This is a genomic window from Caproiciproducens lactatisolvens, from assembly GCF_052443335.1.
Taxonomy (GTDB): Bacteria; Bacillota; Clostridia; order Oscillospirales; family Acutalibacteraceae; genus Caproiciproducens.
The window spans coordinates 579,894-604,277 of sequence record NZ_CP195750.1; the positions used below are offsets into that span (position 1 = coordinate 579,894).

A 24,384-nucleotide genomic window follows, 5' to 3' on the forward strand; every position below is an offset into this window, starting at 1 on the left:
GCCGGAAACGTATCGCGGCGGAAAGTAAGGTCAAGTGGAAATACTAAACAGTAAAACAGCCGCCCTTTAAACGAAAGTTTACTGGGTGACTGTTTTTTATTTTTACGCGGCTCCGGGTCCGTCCGCTTCCGGAAAACCGCGCCGCTCCGGCGGGAAAAGCATTTGACAGAACGGGGAAATCGTGTAAAATATAGGATAGATCAAAATGGGTAAGTAACGCTGAAAATGCGTTTGGCATTACTTCCTTTTTAAATTGCTGAGAAAGGATGTAGCAATGAAAAATTTCACATTTTATTCTCCTACAGAAGTAATTTTCGGCAAAGATACCGAGCTGCAGGCCGCCGATGAAATTAAAAAGCACGGCGGCACGCGCGTCCTTGTTGTTTACGGCGGAAACAGCGTGGTAAAAAGCGGCCTTTTGGAGCGCGTGGAGAAAACGCTAAAAGAAGGGGGCCTGCCGTTCCTTTCCGTCGGAGGGGTCGTTCCCAATCCCCGGCTTTCTTTTGCCAGGGACGGCGTCAGGAAGGCGAAGGAGTTCGGCGCGGACTTTATTTTGGGCGTCGGCGGCGGCAGCGTGATCGATACGGCGAAGGCGATCGCCCACGGCGTTGCAAATCCGGATACCGATCTCTGGCTTTTCTGGACAAAACAGGCCGTGCTTACCAAAAGCAGCCCCGTCGGCGCGATTCTGACCATTTCCGCCGCGGGGAGCGAAACCAGCGATTCGGCGGTGCTTACCAATTGGGAAGCGGGGGAAAAACGCGGATTGAATACGCCGTTTAACCGGCCCAAATTCGCCATTATGAATCCGGAGCTGACCTACACGCTTCCGCCGTTCCAGCTTTCCTGCGGAATCGTGGATATCATGATGCATACGATGGACCGCTATTTTACGCTGACGGAGGGAAACGAGCTCACGGATGAGATCGCGGAAGCCCTTCTGCGCGTAGTGATCAGAAACGGAACCGCCGCGAAGGAGAATCCCCGCGACTACGGCGCGATGAGCGAACTGATGTGGTGTGGCAGCCTTTCCCACAACGGATTGACCGGCCTTGGCGCGGTGATTGATTTTGCCCCGCATCAGCTTGGGCATGAGCTGAGCGGAAGATTCGACGTGGCGCATGGCGCCAGCCTTTCCGCGGTCTGGGGTTCCTGGGCAAGATACTGCTATCGGACAAAGCCCGAGCGCTTTGTGCGTTTTGCGGAAAAGGTATGGGGAATCCATGGGAACAGCGCCGAAGAAACGGCCAACGCTGCGATTGACAGAACGGTCGCCTTCTTTGCTTCGCTGCAGATGCCCACCTGCTTTACGGAGCTTGGAATCGGCGTGCAGAGCGACGAGGTTCTGGGGCAGATGGCGGACAGCTGCGTGTTCTTTGGCAAGCGCAAGGTCGGAGGGTTCAGGGTGCTGGGCCGCGACGACGTTTTCCGGATTTACAAAATGGCAAACCGCTGAATCGGGACACTCGGTAAGACTACCTAAGGGAGGAATATATATGAACAAAACGGAAAAAAATCAATTGCAGAAACTGGCGTGCAAAGTGAGGATGGGAGCGATCGAGGGCGTATACAACGCGAAATCGGGGCATCCGGGCGGAAGCCTTTCGGCGGCCGACCTTTTCACCTACCTGTATTTTAAGGAAATGAAAATCGACCCCAAAAATCCGAAAGAGGAAAACAGGGACCGCTTTGTGCTTTCCAAGGGGCACTGCGCCCCGGGACTGTACGCGACCCTGGCTCTGAGGGGCTATTTCCCGATGGAGGAAATGAAGAAGCTGCGCCATATCGGCGCCATGCTTCAGGGACATCCGGATATGAAGGGGACCCCCGGTGTCGATATGAGCACCGGATCGCTCGGGCAGGGCGTTTCCGCCGCCTGCGGCATGGCCGCCGCCGGGAAAATGGATCATAAGGACTACCGCGTGTACTCCATTCTGGGAGACGGCGAAATCGAAGAGGGCCAGGTCTGGGAAGCGGCCATGTTTGCGGCCCACCACAAGCTGGACAACCTCTGCCTGATTGTGGACAACAACGGACTGCAGATCGACGGTTCCGTCGCCGAGGTTGGCGGACCGGAGCCGATCGATGAAAAATTCCGTTCCTTTGGCTTTGACGTTCAGGTCATCAACGGACACGATTTTGACGAAATAGAAGCTGCGTTCCATCACGCAAGGACCGTCAAAGGCAGGCCGAGCGCGATTATTGCAAAGACCGTCAAAGGAAAAGACGTGTCCTTTATGGAAAATCAGGTGGGCTGGCACGGCACCGCCCCGAACGCGGAACAGTATGAAACGGCAATGCAGGACTTGAACAGGGTACTGTCCGGATTGGAGGCGGAATAATATGGCAGAAATGGTAAAAAAGGCAACAAGAGAAAGCTACGGCGAAGCGTTGGCGGAGCTGTCTGAAAAATATCCGCAGGTGGTTGTGCTGGACGCCGACCTTGCCGCGGCAACGAAGACGGGTGTATTCAAAAAAGCCTGTCCGGACCGCTTTATCGACTGCGGCATTTCGGAGTGCAACATGGTGGGCGTGGCCGCGGGCCTCGCAACCTGCGGGAAGATCCCGTTCGCCACTTCCTTTGCGATGTTTTCGGCGGGCCGCGCCTTTGAGCAGGTGCGCAATTCCGTCGGATACCCGAAACTGAACGTCAAAATCGTCGGTTCGCACGCGGGCATTTCCGTCGGCGAGGACGGTGCGACCCATCAGTGCAACGAGGATATCGCGCTGATGCGGACGATCCCCGGTATGGTCGTGCTCAATCCGGCCGATCATTATGAAATGAAGGCCGCCGTCAAAGCGGCGATCGAGCATCACGGCCCGGTCTATCTCCGCCTCGGCAGGCTGGCGGTGGAGAGCTTCAACAACGCCGACGACTACCGGTTTGAGCTGGGAAAGGGCGTCACCCTGCGCGACGGCAGGGATATCACCATCGTGGCCACCGGCCTGATGGTTTCCCGTGCGCTGAAAGCGGTCAAAACACTGGAGGAGCAGGGCATCGACGCACGGCTCATCAACATCCATACGATCAAGCCGCTTGACCGCGAGCTGATTGTCAAGGCCGCGAAGGAGACCGGGAAAATCATCACCGTCGAGGAGCACAACGTCATCGGCGGACTGGGCGACGCGGTGTGCGGCGCTGTCTGCGAAGCGTTCCCCGTTCCGGTGATCAAGATCGGTGTGAACGACGTCTACGGCCATTCCGGCCCGGCGGTCGACCTGCTGGACGAGTTCGGCCTGAACGCCGGCCATATTGTCGAGGTGACAAAGAAAGCGCTTCAGAAATAACACGAAGTCAGATTATCAATGTGCGAGGGCGGCCGGAATTTCCGGCCGCCCTTTTGTGCGTCATTAAAAATAAGAAGGAGTATACAATTATATTTTGCAATATTATAATAAAGGAAATTGGCGAATGTGATGATTAATAGGAAAGGGTGACTCTGATGTCATTATTCGACTTGGGTTGGCAGGAACTTTATGTAAGCATGGATTACCAGGACTATTTAGAAAAGCAGTCTCTTCTCAAAAATGCAAATATCCTGTTTAAGACAAAAATCCAAAATAATTCGCTCATGGTGTCTCTGAATAATTTGGATGGAAGAAATGCAAGCCTGTCAAGGGGGGCGCCGGCAATTCAGGATTATTACAGGATTTTGGTCAAAAAACAGGATTATGATTACGCAAAGCACCTTATCGGCATTTCCGGTTGATTCTGTAACAAGGTTGGGTTCCTCCCCCGCCGAAGGCGGGGGAGGAACCTGTTTTATTTCGCAAACTGAAATGGAATTGCTGTAACTTCAGTTGAGGCGGCCGGAATTTCCGGCCGCCTCTGTTCATATTGTTTGGTCCCCGAAAATATGATAGAATACAATCGGTTTCAAATGGGAAGATATTTTCAAAGGGTGTTGTGAATGAATTATGACGATCTGATTACGCTTACCGCCGACGTGGGCTGCCTTCTGCTGGCAAACGGCGCCGAAATTTACCGTGTGGAGGAATCCATGCAGCGTATTTTCCGCGCTTACGGGGTCAATACGGGTGAAATTTTTGCCATCCCCACCTGTATCAATGTGACCATCACCACGCCGGCGGGCAAGCCGGTTACCCTGATCCGGCGTATCCCCGTGCGGGGAACCAATCTTGACAAGGTGGAAAGGGGAAACGACCTTTGCCGCCGGATCTGCCGCGACCGCCCGGATTTTCAAGCGGTGCGCCGCGAACTGGATCAGATCGAGCGCCGCCCGGTTTACGGGCTGCTGTTTCAGGTTCTCGCGTTTGCGATGGTTGCGTTTTTCTTTACGCTGTTTTACGGCGGGGATTTTACCGACGCGTATTGGGCTATGCTCTGCGGCGCGGCCATTAAAATCGTGTGTCATCATATGAACCGTTTTCACGCCAACCCCTTTTTCGTGAATATCGTCGCCAGCTTTGCGGCCGCGGCGCTCGCGATGATAGCGGCGCAGTTCAATTTCGCGCTGGATACGGATAAGGTCATCATCGGCGCGCTGATGAACCTTGTCCCCGGAATCGCCATTACCAGCTTTATGCGCGACCTGATTGCCGGGGACCTGATGGCGGGGCTGATCCGCTTTACGGAAAGCATGCTGGTCGCCACCGCGATCGCCATCGGGGCGGGCATTGCGCTCACGATAACGCGCATGATATGGGGGGTATAGCATCATGAATTTTTTACCGTGCCTTTGGGCGTTCTGCGCCTGCGTTCCCTTCGGGGCCGTGATGAACCTTCGTGGAAAAACCTTGATTTTTGCGTCGGTCGGCGGCGGGATCGGCTGGGTTTTCTATCTGCTGAGCAGTCCTGTCCAAAACGATATCATGCAGTATTTTATCGCGACGATCGCGATTTCCGTCTACGCCGAAATGATGGCGAGGATTCTCAAAATGCCGGTGACGGGTTTTCTGCTCGTCGCGCTTCTTCCCATGGTGCCGGGGGGCGGCATTTATTATACCATGGAATACTGCGTCATCGGAAACAACTCCATGTTTATTGAAACCGGGCTGCACACGCTGGGCATTGCCGGTGCGCTGGCAATGGGAATCCTGCTGGTTTCCTCCATTGTCAGGCTGTGGACGACGGTGGTAACACAAAAATAAAAGGGTTTAAAATGCGGCGCGGCGGGATGCTGATCCATTCATCCCGCCGCGCCCGGTTTTCTTATTTTAATGGAGCGTCAGCAGATCATAATCATACTGCGTTTCCGTATCAAATCCGCTTGTTATGTACAGCTGATAGGCAGCGCGGTTGGTGCTGGCGACCTCCAGCGTAATCTTTCCGTCCCGCGGTATCAGCCGTTCCAGCAGCAGGCTCAGCGTTTCGCGCCCGTAGCCTTTGCCCTGGTATTTCGGTACGATGCCGAGTCCGAAAATGGAACGGTTTCCGTTTTCCGTGCTGACGTTGCACATTCCGATCGGTTCGTTTCCCAAAAAAGCGGAATAAACGTTCATTGCGGGGGACTGCAGCGCTTTTTTCATAATGGACACGGATTCTTCCAGACTGTCGCCAAACAGCTCGGAATCCAGCGCGGCCAACCGGGGGATATCCGCCTCGCAGGGAGTTTCCAGCCGGAGGGTACCGGCCGGTTTGCGGAACTTGGCGCGGTCAAACGCCAGTAAATATTCCGAATGGGAAGGAACGGCCGCAAGCGTTTCCAATACGCGTTTTGCGTCCGCGCCGCGGGGCTCGTGTACGAAAAGCACCCGGTGGATTCCCTGTTTGGCAAGTGTTTGCGCGGCTTTTTGGAACAGCAGAGTGAAAGCGCCCCTTTGCCGGAATTTGGGCAGCGTGTACGCCGAAACCTCCGCTTCCCCCTCCAATATCATAAAGAGGGACAGGAAAGCAATGAGCCGGTCTCCCTCGTACGACAGATAAAAGCAGTCGGCGCGGGGGTCAAGATTGAGCTCACCGGACAGGAATACGGCGCGTTTCAGCCCCTCGTGCTCCTGACAGATTGTTTCCAGCTCCCGTACTTGCCGCACTTGTTCTTCGGTCAGCAGGTTGGTTTGCAGTATGTTCTCGATCTCTATCACACCTTTTGTTGTTTTTTATTCAAACCGCTCCCGTATCGCGCCGGTGATGATTTCCAGCGTCTGGATGCGTCCGTATTTTTTATCCTGGGATTCAATGATGTGCCAGGGGGCGAACGGGGTCGAGGTGTACCGCAGCATGTCGTTGACGGCGGTTTCATACTCTTCCCATTTGGAGCGGTTGCGCCAGTCCTCGTCCGTGATTTTCCACTGCTTGGACGGCGTGTCCTGCCGATCCTGAAAGCGTTTCAGCTGTTCGTCTTTGTCGATTTGCAGCCAGAATTTGACGATCACCGCGCCCCAGTCGTGAAGCTGGTCCTCAAACTCGTTGATTTCACGGTACGCCCTTTGCCAGTCCTCCGCCGTACAGAAGCCTTCGATCCGTTCCACCATGACGCGCCCGTACCAGGAACGGTCGAACACCGCGATGTGTCCGTCCTTGGGCAGGTTTTTCCAGAAACGCCACAGGTAGTGGCGGGCGGCCTCCTCCCGGCTCGGCGCCGCGATGGGGACCACCTCGTAGCCTCTCGGGTCGAGCGCCTGCGCAAGGCGGCGGATATTCCCGCCCTTTCCGGCGGCGTCCCATCCCTCGTAGACGATGACGACGGGTACTTTCTTCCGGTACAGCTTTCCGTGCAGCGCGCTCAGCTCGTCCTGAAGCCCGCGCAGGCGGGGCTTGTACCTTTTTTCATCCAGCGTTTTGTCGAGGGGGATTTCCGCGAGCTTCGGCATCGGCAGCAGCGGAAAATTTCCCGGATCGACGGCCGGATTTTCGTTGGAAACGGCCGGCGCGGCTTTTGACTGGGGCTTCAGGGCGGCGTTGATGCAGTCGACGACGACGGTGCGGAAAATCTCCAGCTCCGCGGCGGTTTTATCCGTACAGGGGACGACGTGCCACGGCGCGTTTTCCGTGGAGGTGTATTCCAGCATCTCGTCGAACACCTGATAATAATCCTCGTACCGGCGGTTGCGTTTCCAGTCGGTCTCCGTCACACGCCATGCCGTGTTTTTGGAGCTTTCCAGCTGTTCAAACCGTTTCTTCTGCTCCTTTTTACCGATGTGCAGAAAAAATTTAATGATCAGATATCCGCTGTCCGTCAGCTGGCGCTCAAAGGTCTTGATATCGTCCATACGGCGCAGGTTTTCCGCGTCGCTGACGCCGTCCTCCAGCTTCGCGACCGAAACGTCCCGGTACCAGCTTCGGTCGAGCACGGAAATTTTGCCCTGTTCGGGGATCGTCAGCCAGTGCCGCCACAAAAGCGGTTCCCGCTTTTCCCGTTCCGACGGCTCCGTAACGGAATGCACCTTGAACCCGCGAGGGTCGAAATTCAGAATCAGGCTGGAAATCAGGCTGCCTTTTCCGGCCGCGCCCCAGCCCTCGAAAAGAATGATGACCGGCAGCTTGTTCTGCTTGATCGGCTGCTGCAGGGCGGCCAGCGCCGCTTTCAGCTCCTTTGCGCGCTGCTTGCCGTCTTTTTCGGATATTTCCGTTTTCTTGTCTGCTTTTTCCAGCATAGGGACACCTCCTGCCTTTATACTGATTATATACTAAAATTCATCAAAAACAAATATAACTTTGACGAAATTACCGATAAACGCCCGCCGGGAAAGTGCCCGGTTGCCCTTCACTATTGAGTGCGTATGTGGTATAATAACCGCAAAGCGGCTATGATAACCGGCTTTGCCAATTTATCATATACCCACAACGGCGCGTTGCGCCTGTGATATAAACGGATATTATGGGTTGCCCCGGCAATGGCGCGGTATACGCCGGCGGCACGAAAACCGGCGGAACAGGGGGCGGAAAGCATGATCATACTCGGAATAGACCCCGGATACGCCATTGTGGGCTACGGAGTCATCCGCGCGGACTGCGGCAGGTTCCAGCCGCTGGAGCACGGCGCGGTCGTCACGAAGGCGGGAGAGGATTTCAACCGCCGTCTGGAAATCATTTACGATTCGCTGGAAAAGGTAATCGATCATTGGAGGCCCGAAGCCGTAGCCATAGAAAAGCTGTATTTTCAGAACAATCAGAAAACGGCCATCGGCGTGGCGGAGGCCAGGGGCGTCATCCTTCTTGCGGCACAGAAGGCGAAGATCGAGGTTTTTGAGTATACGCCGCTGCAGGTAAAAATGGCGGTCACCGGCTACGGGCAGGCGATGAAGCCGCAGGTGATGGAGATGACCAGACGGCTGCTCTGCCTGAAAGAGGTGCCGAAGCCGGACGATACCGCGGACGCGCTTGCCATGGCGATCTGCCACGGGCAGGCGGCGGGTTCCGTTTTCCGCCGGCGGATGCTGACCCGTTCGGACTGTTTCAAATAAAGGAAAAACAGGAGCAGGAAAATGTTCTACAGTTTAAAGGGAAAGTTAATCCATATGGAGCCGGGGCTTGCGGTGGTGGAGTGCGGCGGGGTCGGCTTCAAGTGCCTGACGACGCTCAGCACCCAGCGCACGCTGCCCGCCCTTGGGGAGCAGGCCACGCTGTACACGCACCTGAACGTGCGCGAGGACGCGCTGGACCTTTTCGGCTTTGCGACTTTGGGCGAGCTGAACTGCTTTAAAATGCTCACGGGCGTCAGCGGAGTCGGCCCGAAGGCCGGCCTCGCGATTCTTTCCGAGCTTGCCCCGGAACAGGTCGCCATGGCGGTCGCCACCGGGGACAGCAAGGCCCTTACCCGCGCGAGCGGGGTGGGCGCGAAGCTCGCGCAGCGCATTACGCTGGAGCTGAAAGACAAGGTAAAGGGAATGCAGACCGGCAGTGCGGCGTTTATCCCCGCGGGAATCGTTTCCGCTTCGTCCAACGCGGCCGCGGCGGTCAACGCGCTCACAGTGCTCGGCTATTCGCCCACGGACGCCGCGGCGGTGGTCGGGCGCTTTGACAGCGCCCTGCCGGCGGAGGAGCTCATCCGCCAGTCGCTGAAGGCGATGGGCGGCGGAATGAAATAAAAATAAGTGAATAAATAAGGGAATCCCCGAAATGCAGAAGGAGGGAGAACCGGAAGTTGAATTACGAAGACAATACAAACGACTATGATTTTGAAAACCGTATGGTGGCGCCGGAGTATGCCCCGGAGGATGCCGAAGTGGAAAATCCGCTCCGGCCGAAGGTGCTTTCGGAATATATTGGACAGGATAAGGTAAAAGAGAATCTTTCCGTCTTTATTGAAGCGGCAAAGCAGCGCAAGGAGTCGCTGGACCATGTTTTGCTCTACGGCCCGCCGGGGCTCGGCAAGACGACGCTCGCCGGAATCATCGCGAACGAGCTGAATGTCAATCTGCGCATCACGTCCGGCCCCGCGATCGAAAAGCCGGGCGATCTGGCGGCGCTTCTGACCAACCTGAACCCGGGCGACGTTTTGTTCATCGACGAGGTGCACCGCCTTTCCCGCAGTGTCGAGGAAATCCTGTACCCCGCCATGGAGGACTACGCGCTGGATATTATCACGGGCAAGGGCCAGATGGCGGCCTCCTATCATCTGCCGCTGCCGAAATTCACGCTGGTCGGGGCGACCACCCGCGCCGGTCAGCTTTCCGCGCCTCTGCGCGACCGGTTCGGCGTCGTACTCCGGCTGGAGATGTATTCCCCGCAGGAGCTCGCCCGGATTGTGACCCGCAGCGCGAAAATACTGGAAATCCCGATCGAGGCGGACGGCGCGCTGGAAATCGCCTCGCGCTCGCGCGGCACGCCGCGAATCGCCAACCGCCTTTTAAAGCGTGTGCGCGATTTCGCGCAGATCATCAGCGACGGCGTCATCACCTACCATTCGGCGAAGGTCGGCCTTGACCGGCTGGAAATCGACGAAATCGGGCTGGACGCGAACGACCGGCGGATGCTGAGCACGCTGATCCGCTTTTACAACGGCGGGCCGGTCGGGCTGGAAACGCTTGCCGCCGCTATCGGCGAGGAAGCCGTGACCATTGAGGATATCTACGAACCCTATCTGATGCAGATCGGCTTTTTAAGCCGCACCCCCCGCGGGCGCTGCGCCACTCACGCGGCATACCTGCACCTTGGCCTGACCCCGCCGGGGCAGGAAGACAGTCAGCAGAAACTGTTCTGAAATCAACAATAAAACATATTAGGAGTTGCTTATCATGGGAAGACTTTTTGGTACGGACGGTGTCAGAGGAATCGCGAACAGCGAGCTGACCTGTGAAATGGCTATGAATATCGGCCGCGCCGCGGCTATGGTGCTGACGGACGGCAACCACAGGCATCCGAAAATCCTGATCGGAAAGGACACCCGCCTTTCCTCCGATATGCTGGAAAGCGCTCTGACGGCGGGCCTTTGCTCCGTCGGGGCCAACGTGGTGCAGCTCGGCGTCATTCCGACCCCGGCGGTCGCGTTTCTGGTCGGAAAATACAAGGCGGACGCGGGCGTGATGCTGACCGCCAGCCACAACCCCTGTGAATTCAACGGAATCAAAATTTTCAGCGGCGACGGCTACAAGCTGCCGGACGCGCTGGAGGAGCAGATCGAGGCGATCGTGCTCGACCACGCGCAGAAGCCGGACTGCCCGGTCGGCGGAAATGTGGGGAGCGTTTCCCGCGCGGAAAACGCGGCGCGCGACTACATTGACCATATCAAGAGTACGGTTCCCTTTTCGCTCGACGGTATGCGCATCGGCATCGACTGCGCGAACGGAGCGGCAAGCCGCACGGCGGAAAGACTGTTTACCGAGCTGGGCGCGGAATGCCACATGCTGGCGGACCGTCCGAACGGGGTCAATGTCAATGAGAACTGCGGCTCCACCCATATGGAGAGCCTGATGTCCTTCGTCAAGGAAAACCGTCTTGACGCCGGCGTTGCCTTTGACGGCGACGCGGACCGCTGCCTTGCGGTTGACGACAAGGGACAGCTGGTGGACGGCGATTTCCTGATGGCGATCTGCGCCGCGGATCTGAAGAGCCGCGGAAAGCTCGGCAAAAACACCGTGGTCGGAACCATTATGACCAACATGGGCTTTAACCGTTTCTGTGACGACAACGGCATCAAGTTCGCCGCCACCAAAGTCGGCGACCGCTATGTGCTGGAAGAAATGCTGCTGGAGGGCTATAACTTCGGCGGCGAGCAGAGCGGGCACATTATTTTCCTCGACTTTGCCACCACCGGCGACGGAGAAATGACGGCCGCGCAGCTGCTGAGCATTGTCCACCGCAGAGGGGCGAAGCTTTCCAGCCTTGCCACCCTGATGACGCGCTATCCGCAGATCATCGTCAATGTGGAGGTCAGCGTGGAAGGCAAGCTGCGTTTCTACACCGACGACAAGGTAAAGGACGCCGTCGAAAAGGCGAAGCAGAAGCTGGGCGGCAGCGGGCGCATCATTGTCCGGCCTTCCGGCACGGAGCCGCTGCTCCGCGTTATGATCGAGGGAGAGGACCCCGAATATATCAGCGTGCTGGCCAACTCCGTGGCCGATACCGTGCGCGACAGGCTGGCGTAAGAGCCGGATCAACCGGCTTCACATCAAATAAAGGAATTCATTTCAGCAGTTTCCTCCGGGCGCTAAACGGAGTGACCGGACGGGGAATGCTGTAAGAAGATATAGAGTAGGGAATAAATTGAGAACTGCAAACTGGAAGGATTACGAACTGCTGGATACGTCCGCGGGGGAAAGGCTGGAGCGCTGGGGCGATATCGTCCTCATCCGGCCAGACCCGCAGATCATCTGGAATACGCCGAAGAAGCATCCTTTGTGGAAATCGGCCCACGCGCGCTATCTGCGTTCCTCCGCCGGAGGCGGAAACTGGCAGGAGCTGAAAAAAGTGCCGCCCATGTGGAAAATCAACTATGGGGAACTGACCTTTCAGCTGAAAACCATGGGCTTCAAGCACACGGGCATTTTTCCGGAACAGGCCGTGAACTGGGACTTCGCAATGGAAAAAATCACGGAGGCGGGCCGGCCGCTGAAGGTGCTGAACCTGTTCGGCTATACCGGCGCGGCGACGCTGGCCTGCCTGAAAGCGGGCGCGCAGGTCTGCCATGTGGACGCGTCGAAGGGCATGGTCGCCTGGGCGAAGGAAAACGCCGCCGCGTCCGGCCTGGAATCCAGACCGGTCCGCTGGCTGGTGGACGACTGCGTGAAATTTGTGCAGCGGGAACAGCGCCGGGGCAACGCCTACGACGGCATTATTATGGACCCCCCATCCTACGGGCGCGGTCCGGGCGGCGAGGTGTGGAAGCTGGAGGAACAGCTTTATCCGCTGGTGGAAATGTGCGTGCCGATTCTTTCGGAGCATCCGCTGTTCTTTATCCTGAACTCCTATACGACGGGGCTGTCCCCGGCGGTAATGGAATATCTTCTGGGCGTGCTGATTCAGAAAAAATTCGGCGGCCGCGTTTCTTCCGACGAAATCGGACTGCCGGTGACCGGGAGCGGGCTGGTGCTGCCCTGCGGCAGCACCGCGATATGGGAAAGTAAATGAACGATAAACAGGTAGGTACAAAAATGGATTATATCAAAGCGGACGACATCTCCTTCAGCTATGACGAGCCGGAAATCGAAGAACAGCACGAGGTTCTGAAGGGCGTGTCGCTCGGTATCCGCAAAGGCGAATTTGTAGCCCTTCTGGGCCATAACGGTTCCGGAAAATCCACGATCGCCAAAACCTTCAACGCCATGCTGCTGCCCAGCGGCGGCAAGGTGTATGTGGACAGTATGGATACGATGGACGAGAGCGTGCTCTATGAAATCCGCCGCCGCGTCGGCCTGGTGCTGCAAAACCCGGACAACCAGCTTGTCGCGAGTATTGTTGAGGAGGACGTGGCGTTCGGCCCGGAAAACCTGGGCGTGCCGCCCGCTGAAATCCGCAAACGGGTGGACGACGCGCTGAAGGCGGTGGAAATGTACGATTACCGGCTGAACGCGCCGTACAAGCTTTCCGGCGGGCAGAAGCAGCGCATCGCCATTGCGGGCATCATCGCCATGCAGCCGGACTGCATCGTGCTGGACGAGCCCACCGCGATGCTCGACCCCCGCGGGCGTACCGAGGTTCTCAATACCATCCATAAGCTGAATGAGGAAAAAGGGATCACCATCGTCCTGATTACGCATTATATGGACGAGGCCGTACAGGCCGACCGTGTGATCGTCATGGACAGCGGCAACATTCTGACCGAAGGGACTCCGCAGCAGGTTTTTTCCCAGGTGGAGCTGCTCAAGAAGCATCAGCTGGACGTGCCGCAGGCCACCGAACTGATTTATCGTCTGAAAGCGGGCGGGTTTGACCTGCCGGACTGCGCGCTGACCATTGAGGAATGTGTCGCGGCGCTTGAGCCGCTTTTAAATAAAGCATCTTTAGGAGAAACGTATGCCGATCATTGAGACAAAGAATCTGACCTATACCTACGGGGAGGGAACCCCGTTTCGCAAGACGGCGGTGGACGACGCGAACATCTCCATCGAGCCCGGCGAATTTATCGGGGTCATCGGGCACACCGGCTCCGGGAAGTCCACCTTTATCCAGCAGCTCAACGGCCTGCTGCGCCCCACCTCCGGCACCGTGCTGCTCAACGGGAAGGACATCTGGGCGGAGCCGAAAAAAATCCGTTCCGTGCGCTTTCAGGTCGGCATGGTCTTTCAGTATCCGGAGCATCAGCTTTTTGAGGAAACCGTCTTAAAGGATATTGCGTTCGGCCCGGGCAACATGGGGCTCGATAAGGATGAAATCCTCAAGCGCGCGCGCTGGGCCGCGGATTTTGTGGGCCTGAGCGGGGAACTGCTTGAAAAAAGCCCGTTTGAGCTTTCGGGCGGGGAAAAACGGCGCGCCGCCATCGCGGGCGTCATTGCCATGGACCCGGAGGTGCTGATTCTGGACGAGCCCACGGCGGGGCTTGATCCCCGCGGGCGCGACGTGCTTTTAAGCCAGATCGTCAGCTACCACGAGGTCAGGCACAACACGATCCTGCTGGTTTCCCACAGCATGGAGGACATCGCCCGCACTGCGGACCGTGTTCTGGTGATGAATTCCGGCAAGGTCGCCATGTTCGATAAAACGGAGAACGTGTTCGCGCACGACGCGGAGCTGGAAACAATGGGTCTGCGCGTGCCGCAGATCACGAAAATCATGGCTGTTTTAAAAGCAAAGGGCTATCCTGTTACCACCGTCCTGACGATTGAACAGGCGCTGCGGCAGCTGATGCCGCTCTTGGAAAGGGGGAGCAGGAAGCATGGTTAGAGATATTACGCTCGGGCAGTATTTTCCCGGAAAGTCCTTTATTCACCGCCTTGACCCGCGCGTGAAGATCGTCATTACCTTCGTCTATATCGTTTTTATTTTCGTAGCCTCCAATTTTGAGGGCCTGCTCACCATGTCGGCGCTGATTCTGGGGGTGCTGCTCCTGTCGGGCGTTCCGCTGAAACAGTATTTTAAAAGCCTGAAGGCCATTTTGTTTGTGGTGATCTTCACTTCCGTGCTGAACCTGTTTTACGGCGGCGGCCGGGTCCTGTGGAGCTGGGGCTTTGTTCAGATTACTTCCGGCGGCGTATCCAATGCCGTCTTTATTACCATCCGCATTGTCAGCCTGATTCTTTTCAGCTCCGTTCTGACCTTCACCACGTCCCCCACGGAGCTGACCGACGCGCTGGAGCGGATTATGAAGCCTTTGAAGCTGTTCCACGTCAAGGTGCATGAGATCGCCATGATGATGACGATCGCGCTCCGGTTTGTGCCGACGCTTCTGGAAGAGACCGATAAAATCATGAGCGCGCAGAAGGCGCGCGGTGCCGATATGGAAAGCGGCGGCCTGATGCAGAGAATCCGGTCGCTGATTCCCGTGCTGATTCCGCTGTTTGTCTCCTCCTTCCGGCGGGCCTACGACCTGGCCATGGCGATGGAGTGCCGCTGCTACCACGGCGGGGAAGGCCGCACGAAAATGAAGGTGCTGCATGTGTCCGGACTGGACGCGGTCGCGGCCGCGCTGACGCTCGTCGTCTGCGCGGCGGTGATTTTCTGCGGAATCTATTTTCCGGCGTCCCTGCACTGAGAAAGAAAACGACGGCATGGAGAAAGGAGCGGCACGATGAGAAATCTTCTGCTGACCATTTGTTACGACGGTTCTCATTACCACGGCTGGCAGATCCAGAAGAACGCCGTTTCCGTACAGCAGGTTTTTCAGGAAGCGCTTTTCCGGGTGATTGGGGAAAGGCCGGACATCAAGGGCTGCAGCCGCACCGATTCGTTTGTACACGCCCGTCAATACTGCGTCAGCCTGAAGACGGAGCATGCCATTCCCTGCGAGCGTCTGGTCGGCGCGCTGAACCATTTTCTGCCGGAGGACATGGCGGTGCTGGGCTGCCGGGAGGCATCCCCGGATTTTCATGCGCGCTATTCCTGCAAGGGCAAGGAATATATCTATCAGATCTGGAACCATCCGGTCCGGAACCCCTTTCTGAACCGCCGCGCGCTGCACTACTGGTACAGCTTGGATGAAAAGCGCCTGAACGAAGCCGCCGCTTTTTTTGTGGGAACGCATGACTTCACGTCGTTCTGCACAATGGATGCGCGCGAACGGGGCAATATGACGCGTACCGTCACCAAAGCGGAGGTGAAAAGAGAGGGCGACCTCGTCACCTTTACCGTGGCGGCGGACGGTTTTTTATATAATATGGTACGGATTATGGTCGGTACGCTTCTGCGTGTGGCGCAGGGCAAGCTGGAGCCGCGGGATGTGGAACGGATCCTTGAAGAGAAAAACCGCAACGCGGCCGGGCCCACCGCGCCGCCTTACGGACTGTTTTTAAACCGTGTTTTTTATGAGGATGTGAAATAACATGAGCGACAGGGGGCAGCGGTTCGACACAACCGAAATAGACACAGCCAAATACCAGCAAAGGATGGAAAAGCGCAGGAAAAAGCGCCGTGAACGGCGGGAAAGCCGCGTCCCGCGCTGGGTGTATAAAATTATTCTGATCCTGATTCTTTGCGTGTTTTCCATGCTGATCTGGTTCAACCGCTATAATCTGACCCCGTCAAACGTGCTGGAATGGGTGCAGAACAGCGTGGTCGGCATGGGAATCGGCGACGGCTTCCCCTCCAGAATTGTGGGAAATTCCGTTTCAAAGGGCAACTTCCAGTCGATGAATAAAGAGGCGGTCGTCGTCAGCGATACCGCGCTGACGGTGCTGAACTCCACGGCAAAGGCCGTCGTCAGCCGTCAGCACAGCTTTCCCCGGCCTGTTATGAAGGTCGGCGGCAGCCGGATTCTGATCTATAACCTCGGGGGAAAGGGCTATCGGGTGGAGAGCCAGAGCAAAACGCTCGTGAAAGAGGACGGGCAGCAGAACATCCTCGCCGGGGCGCTGGCGGTAAACGGCCGTTACGCGCTGATTACGCAGGCGGACGGCTACTTAGGGTGCCTTACGGCCTACGCCGCCGACGGCAAGGTCCTGTTCCACTACTGGTTTTCCGATTACTATCCCACCGCCGTCGCGCTGAGCGCGGACGGCACAAAAGCGGCCGTCGCCGCGGTGAGCGCGAAGGACGGGGCGATGACCTCCGCCGTATACCTGCTCGATTTCAGCAACAGCAAGCCGGTGGAGCCGGCCGCGGTTTATGCCGAAAATATGATGCTGGATATTTCCTACAGCGGCAACGGCACGGTGACGGCGGTCGGGGACCGTCTGACCGCGGTGATCGGCGCCGGCGGAAAAACAAAAACAAATTATGATTATCAGGGACTGCATCTGTCAGCATATAGTATGGATAGCGGAAAGACCGCTTTGGGGCTGACGCCTTACGGAAGCGCCGGAAACGGCAAGCTGGTTGTGCTGGACGACACCGGCAGCGCCGCGGCCTCCGTTCCGCTTGCGCAGCCGGTCGAATCCCTTTCGCTTTACGCGGATGCAATGGCCGTCCTTTCACAGGGGCAGGTACGCTTTTATTCCGCGGCGGCGGGTACTCTGACCGGAACCTGCGACGCGGGGAGCGACGCCAGGGCGATTGCCCTTCATGACGAGACCTCCGCCTATATTCTGGGTGTTTCGGAGATTCGTCTGGCTAACAGCAAATGAGTCCCCTTGTAGTTGACGGCATTTTGTGTTATATTAAATTTCATATGAAAAACCATATGGGTCAGGGAGGCAGAAATTGGGCACAATATTGGATGTGACTTTTTGCGTAATAGCCTTGTGTTTTGTGATTTCAGGCTTTAAAATAGGGTTTGTCCGGTCGCTGGTGGGATTGGTTGGTTCCGTTTTTGCCATTGCCGCCGCGATTGTGCTGTCCAATTACCTGACGGGCGCAATCTGCCTTTCTCTTGCCAAGCTGAGCCCGGTGACGGTGTTTGGCCGCGCGGCCGTTAAGGTCCTGTCGATCCTGGTACTTTTTGTGATTCTTCAGCTTTTGGTTCAAATGGTTTCCCGCGCGCTGGACGCCGTTTTCAGCCTGCCGCTCCTGCACGGGGTCAACTCCCTGCTTGGCGGCGTATTCGGGCTGGTCAAGGGCGCGGTGGCCGTGGTGGTTCTCTGTGCCGTTCTGCAGCTTTCCCTTCCGTTCCTTACGGCAAAATTCCCGCAGATTAACGAGAAGGAAATCACACAGTCCAATATTTACAAGTATGTATATATTCATAATCCGGTATATTTACTGTACCAGGCGGAAATTTAGAACGAGGTAACTATGAATGAAAAATAGGAATAAGAATATTAATATACCAAACGGGCTGTCGGTTTTGCGCATCATTTTGATCGCTCCGTTCGTTTATTATTTTATGCACAATGAACTGCTGCAGGCGGCGGTGGTGCTGATTGTTTCCGGTCTTACCGACATGTTCGACGGAATCATCGCGCGCAAATTCAACCAGTCCACGGAGCTGGGGCAGATGCTTGACCCTCTGTCCGACAAGATGACGCAGGGCGCGGTCGCGATTTGCCTCGCCATTGAAGAGCCGGTTCTGATTCCGCTTCTGGGAATCTTCGTTCTGAAGGAAGCCGTCATGGTGATTGCCGCCTGTTTCTTAATTAAGAAGAACAAAAGGCCCGGCGGTTCCAAATGGTACGGTAAGGTTGCGACCACCCTGTTTTATGTCTCCTTTGCCGTGATTGTGGTGATGAGGGGAATCTGGAAAATTCAGGATCTGACCGTGACGATTATTCTGCTTTCCATTACCGCCGCGTTTATGATCTATGCTTTTGTCCAATATTTTAAAATATATCTTTCCATCCTGCACTCCAACGATCCGAAGGATACCATGAACCTGGATGAGCTGATGGATAAGAAATCAACCAGAAAATGATTTCGAAAACAACCTGATGATGGTATATATTTATTTTTGAAAGAGAAGAAGTGATGGATGCCTATGATGTGTTCGAGATGCCATAAAAGACCGGCGGTTGTGTTTATCTCGCCGACGGTAAATTCCAAAGAAAGCCAGGGCCTCTGCCTTGTCTGTGCAAAGGAGCTCGGCATAAAGCCGGTCAATGATCTGATGGAGAAAATGGGGATCACCGAGGAACAGATGGAGGCAATGGAGTCGGAACTGAATGAATTGATGGCCGCCAATGCGGATGGCACGGAAGAGGAGGACAGCGGTGACGACGGTTTTGTGCCGGGCGGGGCCGCGACTTTTCCTTTTCTTCAGAATATTTTCTCCGGCAGTGAAAGCACCCCGGAAAAGATTCAGAATAACGAACCGGTTAAAAAGGACAGACGGGAAAAAAGAAAGACCAAACGCAAGCATCTGGACGCCTATTGCACCAATCTGACCGCAAAGGCACAGGCGGGTGAGATCGACAACATCGTCGGCCGCGACAAGGAAATTTCCCGTGTGATCCAGATCCTGAGCCGCCGCACGAAGAACAATCCCTGCCTGATCGGGGAACCGGGCGTCGGAAAAACCGCCGTGGCGGAGGGGCTTGCCCTGCGTATCGCGAAGGGGACCGTCCCCGCAAGGCTGATGAGAAAAGAAATTCATCTGCTGGATTTAACGGCTTTAGTTGCCGGGACCCAGTTCCGCGGCCAGTTTGAAAGCCGCATCAAGGGCCTTGTGGACGAGGTGAAGGCGGAAGGGAATATCATACTGTTTATCGACGAGGTGCACAACCTTGTCGGCACAGGCGACGCGGAGGGTTCCATGAACGCCGCCAATATCCTGAAGCCGGCGCTCTCAAGAGGCGAAATACAGGTAATCGGCGCGACGACGTTTGTGGAATACCGCAAGTACATTGAAAAGGACGCCGCCCTGGAAAGGCGTTTCCAGCCCGTTACCATAGCGGAACCTTCCGTAGAGGAGACCGTAGACGTGCTGATGGGCATCAAATCCTATTATGAGACGTATCATCGGGTCCGGGTGCCGGAGCAGATTGTACGCAAGGCCGCGGTCCTTTCCGAACGGTATATCAACGACCGTTTTCTGCCGGATAAGGCGATCGATCTTATGGACGAGGCATGCGCCTGTGCCGCGCTGAGAAATATTCCCATGGCGGATTATGATTCAGCCAACTTTGAGCTGGAAAAGCTAAAGGAGCGTGAGGAAGAGCTTACGGCGGACGACGTTCAGCCGGATTATGAAAAGCTGGCTGAGGTGCGCACCGAGATTTCCAGGCTGGAAGACAAAACGAGGCAGCTGGCCCCCCTGGCGCTGGGAGCCGAGGTAGAGGAAAAAGACATCGCGCGCGTGATCGAGCTCTGGACCGGTATCCCAGCGAGCAGGATTCAGGAAAACGAGCTGAAAAAGCTGGCGGATATCGAGGGCATTTTAAATTCGAAGGTTATCGGGCAGCAGGAAGCGGTAAAAGCTGTTTCGGCGGCGATCCGCCGCAGCAGGGTGCAGATCAGCCCCCGCCGCAGGCCTGCGTCTTTTATCTTTGTGGGTCCCACCGGCGTGGGAAAGACCGAGCTGGTCAAGGTGCTGTCAAAGGAGCTGTTTGACACGCCGGAGACGCTGATACGGCTCGATATGTCCGAATTTATGGAGAAGCATTCGGTGTCCCGCATTATCGGCTCTCCGCCGGGTTACGTCGGCTACGACGAGGCCGGTCAGGTCACGGAGAAGGTCCGCCGCCGTCCGTACTCGGTTCTGCTGTTTGATGAAATTGAAAAGGCGCATCCCGACGTGATGAACATCCTTCTGCAGATTCTGGACGAAGGCCGCATTACCGACGCGCACGGCCGCACCGTCAACTTCGAAAATACCGTCCTCGTCATGACTTCCAACGCGGGCAGCGAAAAGAAGGAAGGTGCGCTGGGATTTGCAAAGAGTGCCTCCGACGTCACCCGGGAAAAGGCGATGAAGGCCCTCTCGGACTTTCTGCGCCCGGAATTTTTGAGCAGGGTGGATGAGATCATCGTGTTCCGTTCGCTCAGTGTGGACGATTTTGAGGCCATTTCTCACCTGATGCTGAACGAGTATGTCGATTCCCTGAAGGAGCGCGGTATCCGGCTGGTTTATGACGATAAGGCCACCCATTATCTTGCGCAGCACGCCTTTGGCGGCAAGAGCGGCGCAAGAGACCTGAGAAATCTGATCCGCCGTCAGGTGGAGGATAAGATTGCTTCGCTGATCGTGGAGAATTATGGCGATACGATCACCGGCATTGCCGTAACGGCGGACGAAAAAGATGGGATTATCCTGAATGTTTTGAAATAAATATTAAAAATTTGGAGGAACGGTCAATAACGTGTTGACATTTGCCACTGAACTATGCTACAATAATAGCCGTCGCTAAAATGCGAGTGTAGTTCAGTGGTAGAACTCCAGCCTTCCAAGCTGGTCGTGTGGGTTCGATTCCCATCACTCGCTCCATGGGTATAAGCGCCAATAGCTCAGCTGGATAGAGCAACTGCCTTCTAAGCAGTAGGTCAGGGGTTCGAGTCCCTTTTGGCGCGCCATATATGGTGGATGTAGCTTAGCTGGTTAAAGCGCCAGTTTGTGGCACTGGAGACCGTGGGTTCGAATCCCATCTTCCACCCCATTTAAAAATTGGCGCGGGGCATAGCTGAGTTGTTCCGCGCTTCATATTGGGCTGTAGCCAAGGGGTAAGGCAACGGACTTTGACTCCGTCATTCCGTAGGTTCAAATCCTGCCAGCCCAGCCAATAGGGCCTGTCTGCGGGCGTTGTACGCGGACAGGCATTTGTTATTGACATTAGCTTCCAAAGCTGATATAATATATAAGCTGTTTATGAATCATTAGCTCAGTCGGTAGAGCACTTGACTTTTAATCAAGGTGTCCGGGGTTCGAATCCCCGATGGTTCACCAAAAATAAACCCGCATGGTTACTGAGAAAATCAGACACCATGCGGGTTTTCTTCGCTTTTATGCATGTTTCAACATTAGAATACAATCTAATTAAATATAGGATAATAGATTTCAATCAAATTCAGCCGTGGACACTGAAAGGACAGTGGACAAAAAATGGACATGAATTCAGGCCGTTGTTTCATTGCTGGATTCCAAACTGCTCCGATTTAAAATCTTTCTTGTTTCTTCCAGAGCAGACGGGGAGAGGTCGGCATAGTCTAATGTCATTTTGGCTGTTGCGTGTCCCATGAGATATTGAACAGTTCTAATATCTATTCCTGCTGCAATACAGTTGGTGGAATAAGTATGGCGTAACTGGTGAGAATTGAAATCATGCGCTAAAATGATTTCTCTCTTGATTCCCTTTTTCTTCCGTTTTGCTGAAATTCGTTGACTAACGGTGACTCCATTAATCGCATCAATTAAAATATCCCACAAACGGCGGAACTGTCCAGAGGTCATTATGCCGTTATTACCGGGGAACACATATTTGGAACCAAGAAAAGTATTGCCGTTTATTTCCTTCCATTTTTTTAATTCATCAAGATATCTTTTGGGAATCGGTATCTTGCGAAACCCGGATTTTGATTTAGGCTCTTTGGTATCGTTCTCCGCAAACGAATAGGCGTGATCGATAATTACATTTTGGCTCTCAAAATCGATATTGCCCCTCCATTCTAAAGCAGCCGCTTCTTCTCTCCGCAATCCGCACGATAATTGCATGAGAGCAAACATTCTTATTAATGGAAGCCGTTTGGCTCTTGCCTTATCCATTTTATTGTCTTCTGAAAGCGGCTTGACGTTCCAAATCAATTCTTCTTCGGCTGGCGTAATGGATGTAATATCTTTAACCGGAGCGCTTTTTTCGGGACTCACGTCTTCTGAAATTAGTTGAGCGCAAGCATGATTTTTCTTTGCAAGCTTGCTTACTTGACGAGCCGCAGATATAACAGACTTGATTGTGCGCTTTGAATAACCGTCGATATACATTTTTGAGGTAACTTCTTGCAAATCAATAGGGGATAGCTGGCTAATCTTTCTTCCGTTCAGCGAAGATAAATGGGATATGGCAGCGCGATACATATCCTTTGTAGTCTTTCCCATTTTCGGATAGGACAGTTTAGACCATGCATTCGCCCAATACTCCCAAGTGCTTTTGTCATTCGTTACGACTACGCCCATATTTCTGTCTATGCGGAGTTGTGCAATCTTGTTTTCCATTTCCTCAATACTGTTTGCGTATACAGCTTTAATAATCGGCTTGCCGTTTTCATCATGACCAATAGTGATTCTTTTGCGATACATTCCACTGGAATGTGTCGTTTTTTTCTTTCTCTTTGCCAAAGTTTACCCTCCTTATCCAAACAAATGTTTGTTTGTAAATTATTTTTTTACCGCTTTCCATGTTGAAGATCGGAGAGCGGTTTATTTTATGACATCAATATTAGACATATAAAGCGGGAACTGATGACGCTCAGCCATCATCTTTTTATACTGTTTATCATTCAGAGATTCTAAATAGATATGTTGGTTGTGCTGCTGTTTTTTAGTTAGCAATTTTATGTTCTTAATGGGGATTCCTTCGATATGTTGCTGAATTTCATATTTCAAGCTTTCGAATCGAATTTCGATAACAGACGGGGTGACACCATACTTGTCCGACATATCCCTTTTGAATTGAATGAAGTCTTTCGATTTATTCAGAAAAGGATAAGCTTTTTTGATTTCTGGAAGAATGGAATAATAAGGAACCAATAACTCGGCAGAACCTTCGTTGGCTTCCCACTCGAAGAATCCCGAACTCTCGTTGTAATTATTCTTCACAGCAACACAAGAAAACACGTCTTGTCCAATTCCTCTGTGCTTATATTTGTGGACGATTTCATGTCCACAGTCAAAATTTTGCTCTAATTGGGAACGGGTTGAATTTAGGATAATCAAATCCAATTCGTCACCCAAAATCGAGGAAGCACATAATCCAGCAGTATCGAATTCATGATACAGCATTTTTGTTTTAGGAAGGGATTTACAGACAGAAAGGGTATCCACCGGAAAACAATTGATTTCGAGATTAAGAGGGTCATGCATCCAATCGACAAACCTATACAACTCCTGCTTGCAATTTTCCAAGATCACTTATCCCCTTTTTTATTAAATTCCTTGTGTAGTTTATATGCATTGATAAGATAGTCGGCATCTTCTTCACTCAGTCCAAGGGGTTCCAAACCTTTTTTTAAGCGAAAAAAGGCTCCATCAGACACATTGCTATTGTCATCTTCAAGTCCTAAAAGATAATCCGTGCTAACTCTGAAGCGTTTGGCCACTTTCGCCAGCCTGTCCCCGGAAGGAACAGCGTTGTCCCATTTCCGTATTGAACCGCTCCCAAAATCTAATTCCCGCTCCAAAGCAGCAAAGGTCGTACCCTCTAAATCGCAGAGCATTTTAATCTTCTGGACTAAAGTCATAGATTACACTCCAATACTTAAAAATATTTCGGAATATAATCAATTTTGCTATTGACAAATCGACTGTAGTCGTATATCATATAGTTAAGGCAAACAAAATATGAAAATATTCCATTGTTCTACATGAGACGATTAAGAATCCTACCTCTTAATTGTCCTTGAGCATTACGCTATGTATGTATAATAGAATATTTTCCAACCGTTGTCAAGAGATTTCTTTAAAAAGAAGGTGGAAATTTATACTTTTTTAAGAAAACACCAAATTTAGAAAGCGAGGAGGGAAAAAATTGACCCTTGAAGACAAGGACTTAGTAAAAGACTTGGGAAACCAACTCCGCGAACGGTTTGGGAAAGATTCTCTGAACGCAAAGGAATTCGGAAAATATTTAGGGAAAAACCCAATGTATGTTGCTGAGAAAATTCGCAGAAGGGAGTTCCCGGGATATTGCGACGGACACACATTCACAATCCCGATTGACAGTATAGCGCTTTGGATTGTGAGGCTTTCAAAAACAAAGGATACATAAGCGGTTGCTAAAAGAAGGAGGCAAAAGTAAATGAATTGCACTACCGAGGACTCAGTTCAAAAGGATGGCGTTTTGAGAATTGATGTGAAGCCGGGCCAAAAATAT

25 protein-coding genes and 5 tRNA genes are annotated in these 24,384 nt (G+C 53.9%); 25 read left to right on the forward strand and 5 right to left on the reverse strand.

Annotated elements, in window-relative coordinates; genetic code table 11:
- Positions 1 to 274: 274 nt before the first annotated feature.
- The 6 genes from ACRQV7_RS02825 to ACRQV7_RS02850 all read left to right on the forward strand — a co-directional run bounded on the left by ACRQV7_RS02825 (position 275) and on the right by ACRQV7_RS02850 (position 5,112).
- Entirely contained in the window at positions 275 to 1,456 is a 1,182-nt protein-coding gene (locus ACRQV7_RS02825; RefSeq protein WP_444659367.1) for an iron-containing alcohol dehydrogenase, read from the forward strand.
- Between the two features lie 40 nt (positions 1,457 to 1,496).
- Positions 1,497 to 2,342: a transketolase gene (locus tag ACRQV7_RS02830; protein WP_444659368.1), complete on the forward strand. Its 846-nt coding sequence runs from the start codon at positions 1,497 to 1,499 to the stop codon at positions 2,340 to 2,342.
- A 1-nt stretch (position 2,343) separates the two neighbouring features.
- The gene (locus tag ACRQV7_RS02835) at positions 2,344 to 3,288 is read left to right on the forward strand and encodes a transketolase family protein (protein WP_444659369.1); all 945 of its coding nucleotides are present in this window, start codon (positions 2,344 to 2,346) and stop codon (positions 3,286 to 3,288) included.
- 155 nt (positions 3,289 to 3,443) lie between these two features.
- A complete protein-coding gene (locus ACRQV7_RS02840) occupies positions 3,444 to 3,710 on the forward strand; it encodes a hypothetical protein (RefSeq protein WP_444659370.1) in 267 nt (88 codons plus the stop codon).
- 201 nt (positions 3,711 to 3,911) lie between these two features.
- Positions 3,912 to 4,676: a threonine/serine exporter family protein gene (locus ACRQV7_RS02845; protein WP_444659371.1), complete on the forward strand. Its 765-nt coding sequence runs from the start codon at positions 3,912 to 3,914 to the stop codon at positions 4,674 to 4,676.
- 4 nt (positions 4,677 to 4,680) lie between these two features.
- Complete coding sequence (locus tag ACRQV7_RS02850) at positions 4,681 to 5,112, forward strand: threonine/serine exporter family protein (RefSeq protein ID WP_275715986.1); 432 nt, start codon at positions 4,681 to 4,683, stop codon at positions 5,110 to 5,112.
- Between the two features lie 66 nt (positions 5,113 to 5,178).
- Here ACRQV7_RS02850 and ACRQV7_RS02855 read toward each other — a convergent pair whose 3' ends face one another.
- Positions 5,179 to 6,045 carry a GNAT family N-acetyltransferase gene (locus tag ACRQV7_RS02855; RefSeq protein ID WP_444659372.1) on the reverse strand — a complete coding sequence of 289 codons (867 nt, stop codon included), beginning with the start codon at positions 6,043 to 6,045 and terminating at the stop codon, positions 5,179 to 5,181.
- Between the two features lie 15 nt (positions 6,046 to 6,060).
- Positions 6,061 to 7,557 carry a polyphosphate:AMP phosphotransferase gene (gene pap, locus ACRQV7_RS02860; protein ID WP_444659373.1) on the reverse strand — a complete coding sequence of 499 codons (1,497 nt, stop codon included), beginning with the start codon at positions 7,555 to 7,557 and terminating at the stop codon, positions 6,061 to 6,063.
- A gap of 294 nt (positions 7,558 to 7,851) precedes the next feature.
- Between pap and ruvC the strand changes: the two genes are divergently transcribed.
- The 18 genes from ruvC to ACRQV7_RS02950 all read left to right on the forward strand — a co-directional run bounded on the left by ruvC (position 7,852) and on the right by ACRQV7_RS02950 (position 21,245).
- A complete protein-coding gene (ruvC, locus tag ACRQV7_RS02865; protein WP_444659374.1) occupies positions 7,852 to 8,367 on the forward strand; it encodes a crossover junction endodeoxyribonuclease RuvC in 516 nt (171 codons plus the stop codon).
- A 21-nt stretch (positions 8,368 to 8,388) separates the two neighbouring features.
- Positions 8,389 to 8,991, forward strand: a complete 603-nt coding sequence (gene ruvA / locus ACRQV7_RS02870; RefSeq protein ID WP_444659375.1) for a Holliday junction branch migration protein RuvA — start codon at positions 8,389 to 8,391, stop codon at positions 8,989 to 8,991.
- A gap of 101 nt (positions 8,992 to 9,092) precedes the next feature.
- Positions 9,093 to 10,106 carry a Holliday junction branch migration DNA helicase RuvB gene (ruvB, locus tag ACRQV7_RS02875; RefSeq protein ID WP_444660201.1) on the forward strand — a complete coding sequence of 338 codons (1,014 nt, stop codon included), beginning with the start codon at positions 9,093 to 9,095 and terminating at the stop codon, positions 10,104 to 10,106.
- 34 nt (positions 10,107 to 10,140) lie between these two features.
- Entirely contained in the window at positions 10,141 to 11,490 is a 1,350-nt protein-coding gene (gene glmM / locus ACRQV7_RS02880; protein ID WP_444659376.1) for a phosphoglucosamine mutase, read from the forward strand.
- 118 nt (positions 11,491 to 11,608) lie between these two features.
- Positions 11,609 to 12,472, forward strand: a complete 864-nt coding sequence (locus tag ACRQV7_RS02885) for a class I SAM-dependent methyltransferase (protein ID WP_444659377.1) — start codon at positions 11,609 to 11,611, stop codon at positions 12,470 to 12,472.
- Positions 12,469 to 13,371: an energy-coupling factor transporter ATPase gene (locus tag ACRQV7_RS02890; protein ID WP_444659378.1), complete on the forward strand. Its 903-nt coding sequence runs from the start codon at positions 12,469 to 12,471 to the stop codon at positions 13,369 to 13,371. Before ACRQV7_RS02885 ends, ACRQV7_RS02890 begins: the two co-directional genes overlap by 4 nt.
- Entirely contained in the window at positions 13,358 to 14,224 is an 867-nt protein-coding gene (locus ACRQV7_RS02895) for an energy-coupling factor transporter ATPase (RefSeq protein WP_444659379.1), read from the forward strand. The genes ACRQV7_RS02890 and ACRQV7_RS02895 overlap by 14 nt, the downstream gene beginning before the upstream one ends.
- Positions 14,217 to 15,032, forward strand: coding sequence for an energy-coupling factor transporter transmembrane component T family protein (locus ACRQV7_RS02900; RefSeq protein WP_275716001.1), 816 nt, complete (start codon positions 14,217 to 14,219; stop codon positions 15,030 to 15,032). The genes ACRQV7_RS02895 and ACRQV7_RS02900 overlap by 8 nt, the downstream gene beginning before the upstream one ends.
- Positions 15,033 to 15,068: 36 nt before the next feature.
- Positions 15,069 to 15,818 (forward strand): tRNA pseudouridine(38-40) synthase TruA, encoded by a 750-nt coding sequence (gene truA, locus ACRQV7_RS02905; RefSeq protein WP_444659380.1) that lies wholly within the window; start codon positions 15,069 to 15,071, stop codon positions 15,816 to 15,818.
- A gap of 1 nt (position 15,819) precedes the next feature.
- The gene (locus ACRQV7_RS02910) at positions 15,820 to 17,058 is read left to right on the forward strand and encodes a DUF5711 family protein (RefSeq protein ID WP_444659381.1); all 1,239 of its coding nucleotides are present in this window, start codon (positions 15,820 to 15,822) and stop codon (positions 17,056 to 17,058) included.
- A 76-nt stretch (positions 17,059 to 17,134) separates the two neighbouring features.
- Complete coding sequence (locus ACRQV7_RS02915) at positions 17,135 to 17,653, forward strand: CvpA family protein (RefSeq protein ID WP_444659382.1); 519 nt, start codon at positions 17,135 to 17,137, stop codon at positions 17,651 to 17,653.
- 16 nt (positions 17,654 to 17,669) lie between these two features.
- Positions 17,670 to 18,281: a CDP-alcohol phosphatidyltransferase family protein gene (locus tag ACRQV7_RS02920; protein WP_444659383.1), complete on the forward strand. Its 612-nt coding sequence runs from the start codon at positions 17,670 to 17,672 to the stop codon at positions 18,279 to 18,281.
- Between the two features lie 63 nt (positions 18,282 to 18,344).
- The gene (locus tag ACRQV7_RS02925) at positions 18,345 to 20,633 is read left to right on the forward strand and encodes an AAA family ATPase (RefSeq protein ID WP_444659384.1); all 2,289 of its coding nucleotides are present in this window, start codon (positions 18,345 to 18,347) and stop codon (positions 20,631 to 20,633) included.
- Positions 20,634 to 20,715: 82 nt separating this feature from the next.
- Positions 20,716 to 20,789, forward strand: a tRNA-Gly gene (locus ACRQV7_RS02930).
- A gap of 9 nt (positions 20,790 to 20,798) precedes the next feature.
- Positions 20,799 to 20,875: transfer RNA gene (locus ACRQV7_RS02935), tRNA-Arg, on the forward strand.
- Between the two features lie 6 nt (positions 20,876 to 20,881).
- A tRNA-His gene (locus ACRQV7_RS02940) sits at positions 20,882 to 20,958 on the forward strand.
- Positions 20,959 to 21,005: 47 nt separating this feature from the next.
- Positions 21,006 to 21,081: transfer RNA gene (locus ACRQV7_RS02945), tRNA-Gln, on the forward strand.
- Positions 21,082 to 21,169: 88 nt separating this feature from the next.
- Positions 21,170 to 21,245 (forward strand) — tRNA-Lys (locus ACRQV7_RS02950).
- Positions 21,246 to 21,413: 168 nt separating this feature from the next.
- On the opposite strand, the gene ACRQV7_RS02955 is transcribed toward ACRQV7_RS02950, so the two are convergent.
- The 3 genes from ACRQV7_RS02955 to ACRQV7_RS02965 form a co-directional block, all read right to left on the reverse strand.
- A complete protein-coding gene (locus ACRQV7_RS02955) occupies positions 21,414 to 22,631 on the reverse strand; it encodes a tyrosine-type recombinase/integrase (RefSeq protein WP_444659385.1) in 1,218 nt (405 codons plus the stop codon).
- 81 nt (positions 22,632 to 22,712) lie between these two features.
- A complete protein-coding gene (locus ACRQV7_RS02960) occupies positions 22,713 to 23,417 on the reverse strand; it encodes an ImmA/IrrE family metallo-endopeptidase (protein WP_444659386.1) in 705 nt (234 codons plus the stop codon).
- Between the two features lie 2 nt (positions 23,418 to 23,419).
- Positions 23,420 to 23,752: a hypothetical protein gene (locus tag ACRQV7_RS02965; RefSeq protein ID WP_444659387.1), complete on the reverse strand. Its 333-nt coding sequence runs from the start codon at positions 23,750 to 23,752 to the stop codon at positions 23,420 to 23,422.
- A gap of 287 nt (positions 23,753 to 24,039) precedes the next feature.
- On the opposite strand from ACRQV7_RS02965, the gene ACRQV7_RS02970 reads away from it, so the two are divergent.
- On the forward strand, positions 24,040 to 24,279 hold the full coding sequence (locus tag ACRQV7_RS02970; RefSeq protein WP_444659388.1) for a hypothetical protein: 240 nt from the start codon (positions 24,040 to 24,042) through the stop codon (positions 24,277 to 24,279).
- Positions 24,280 to 24,384: the final 105 nt, after the last annotated feature.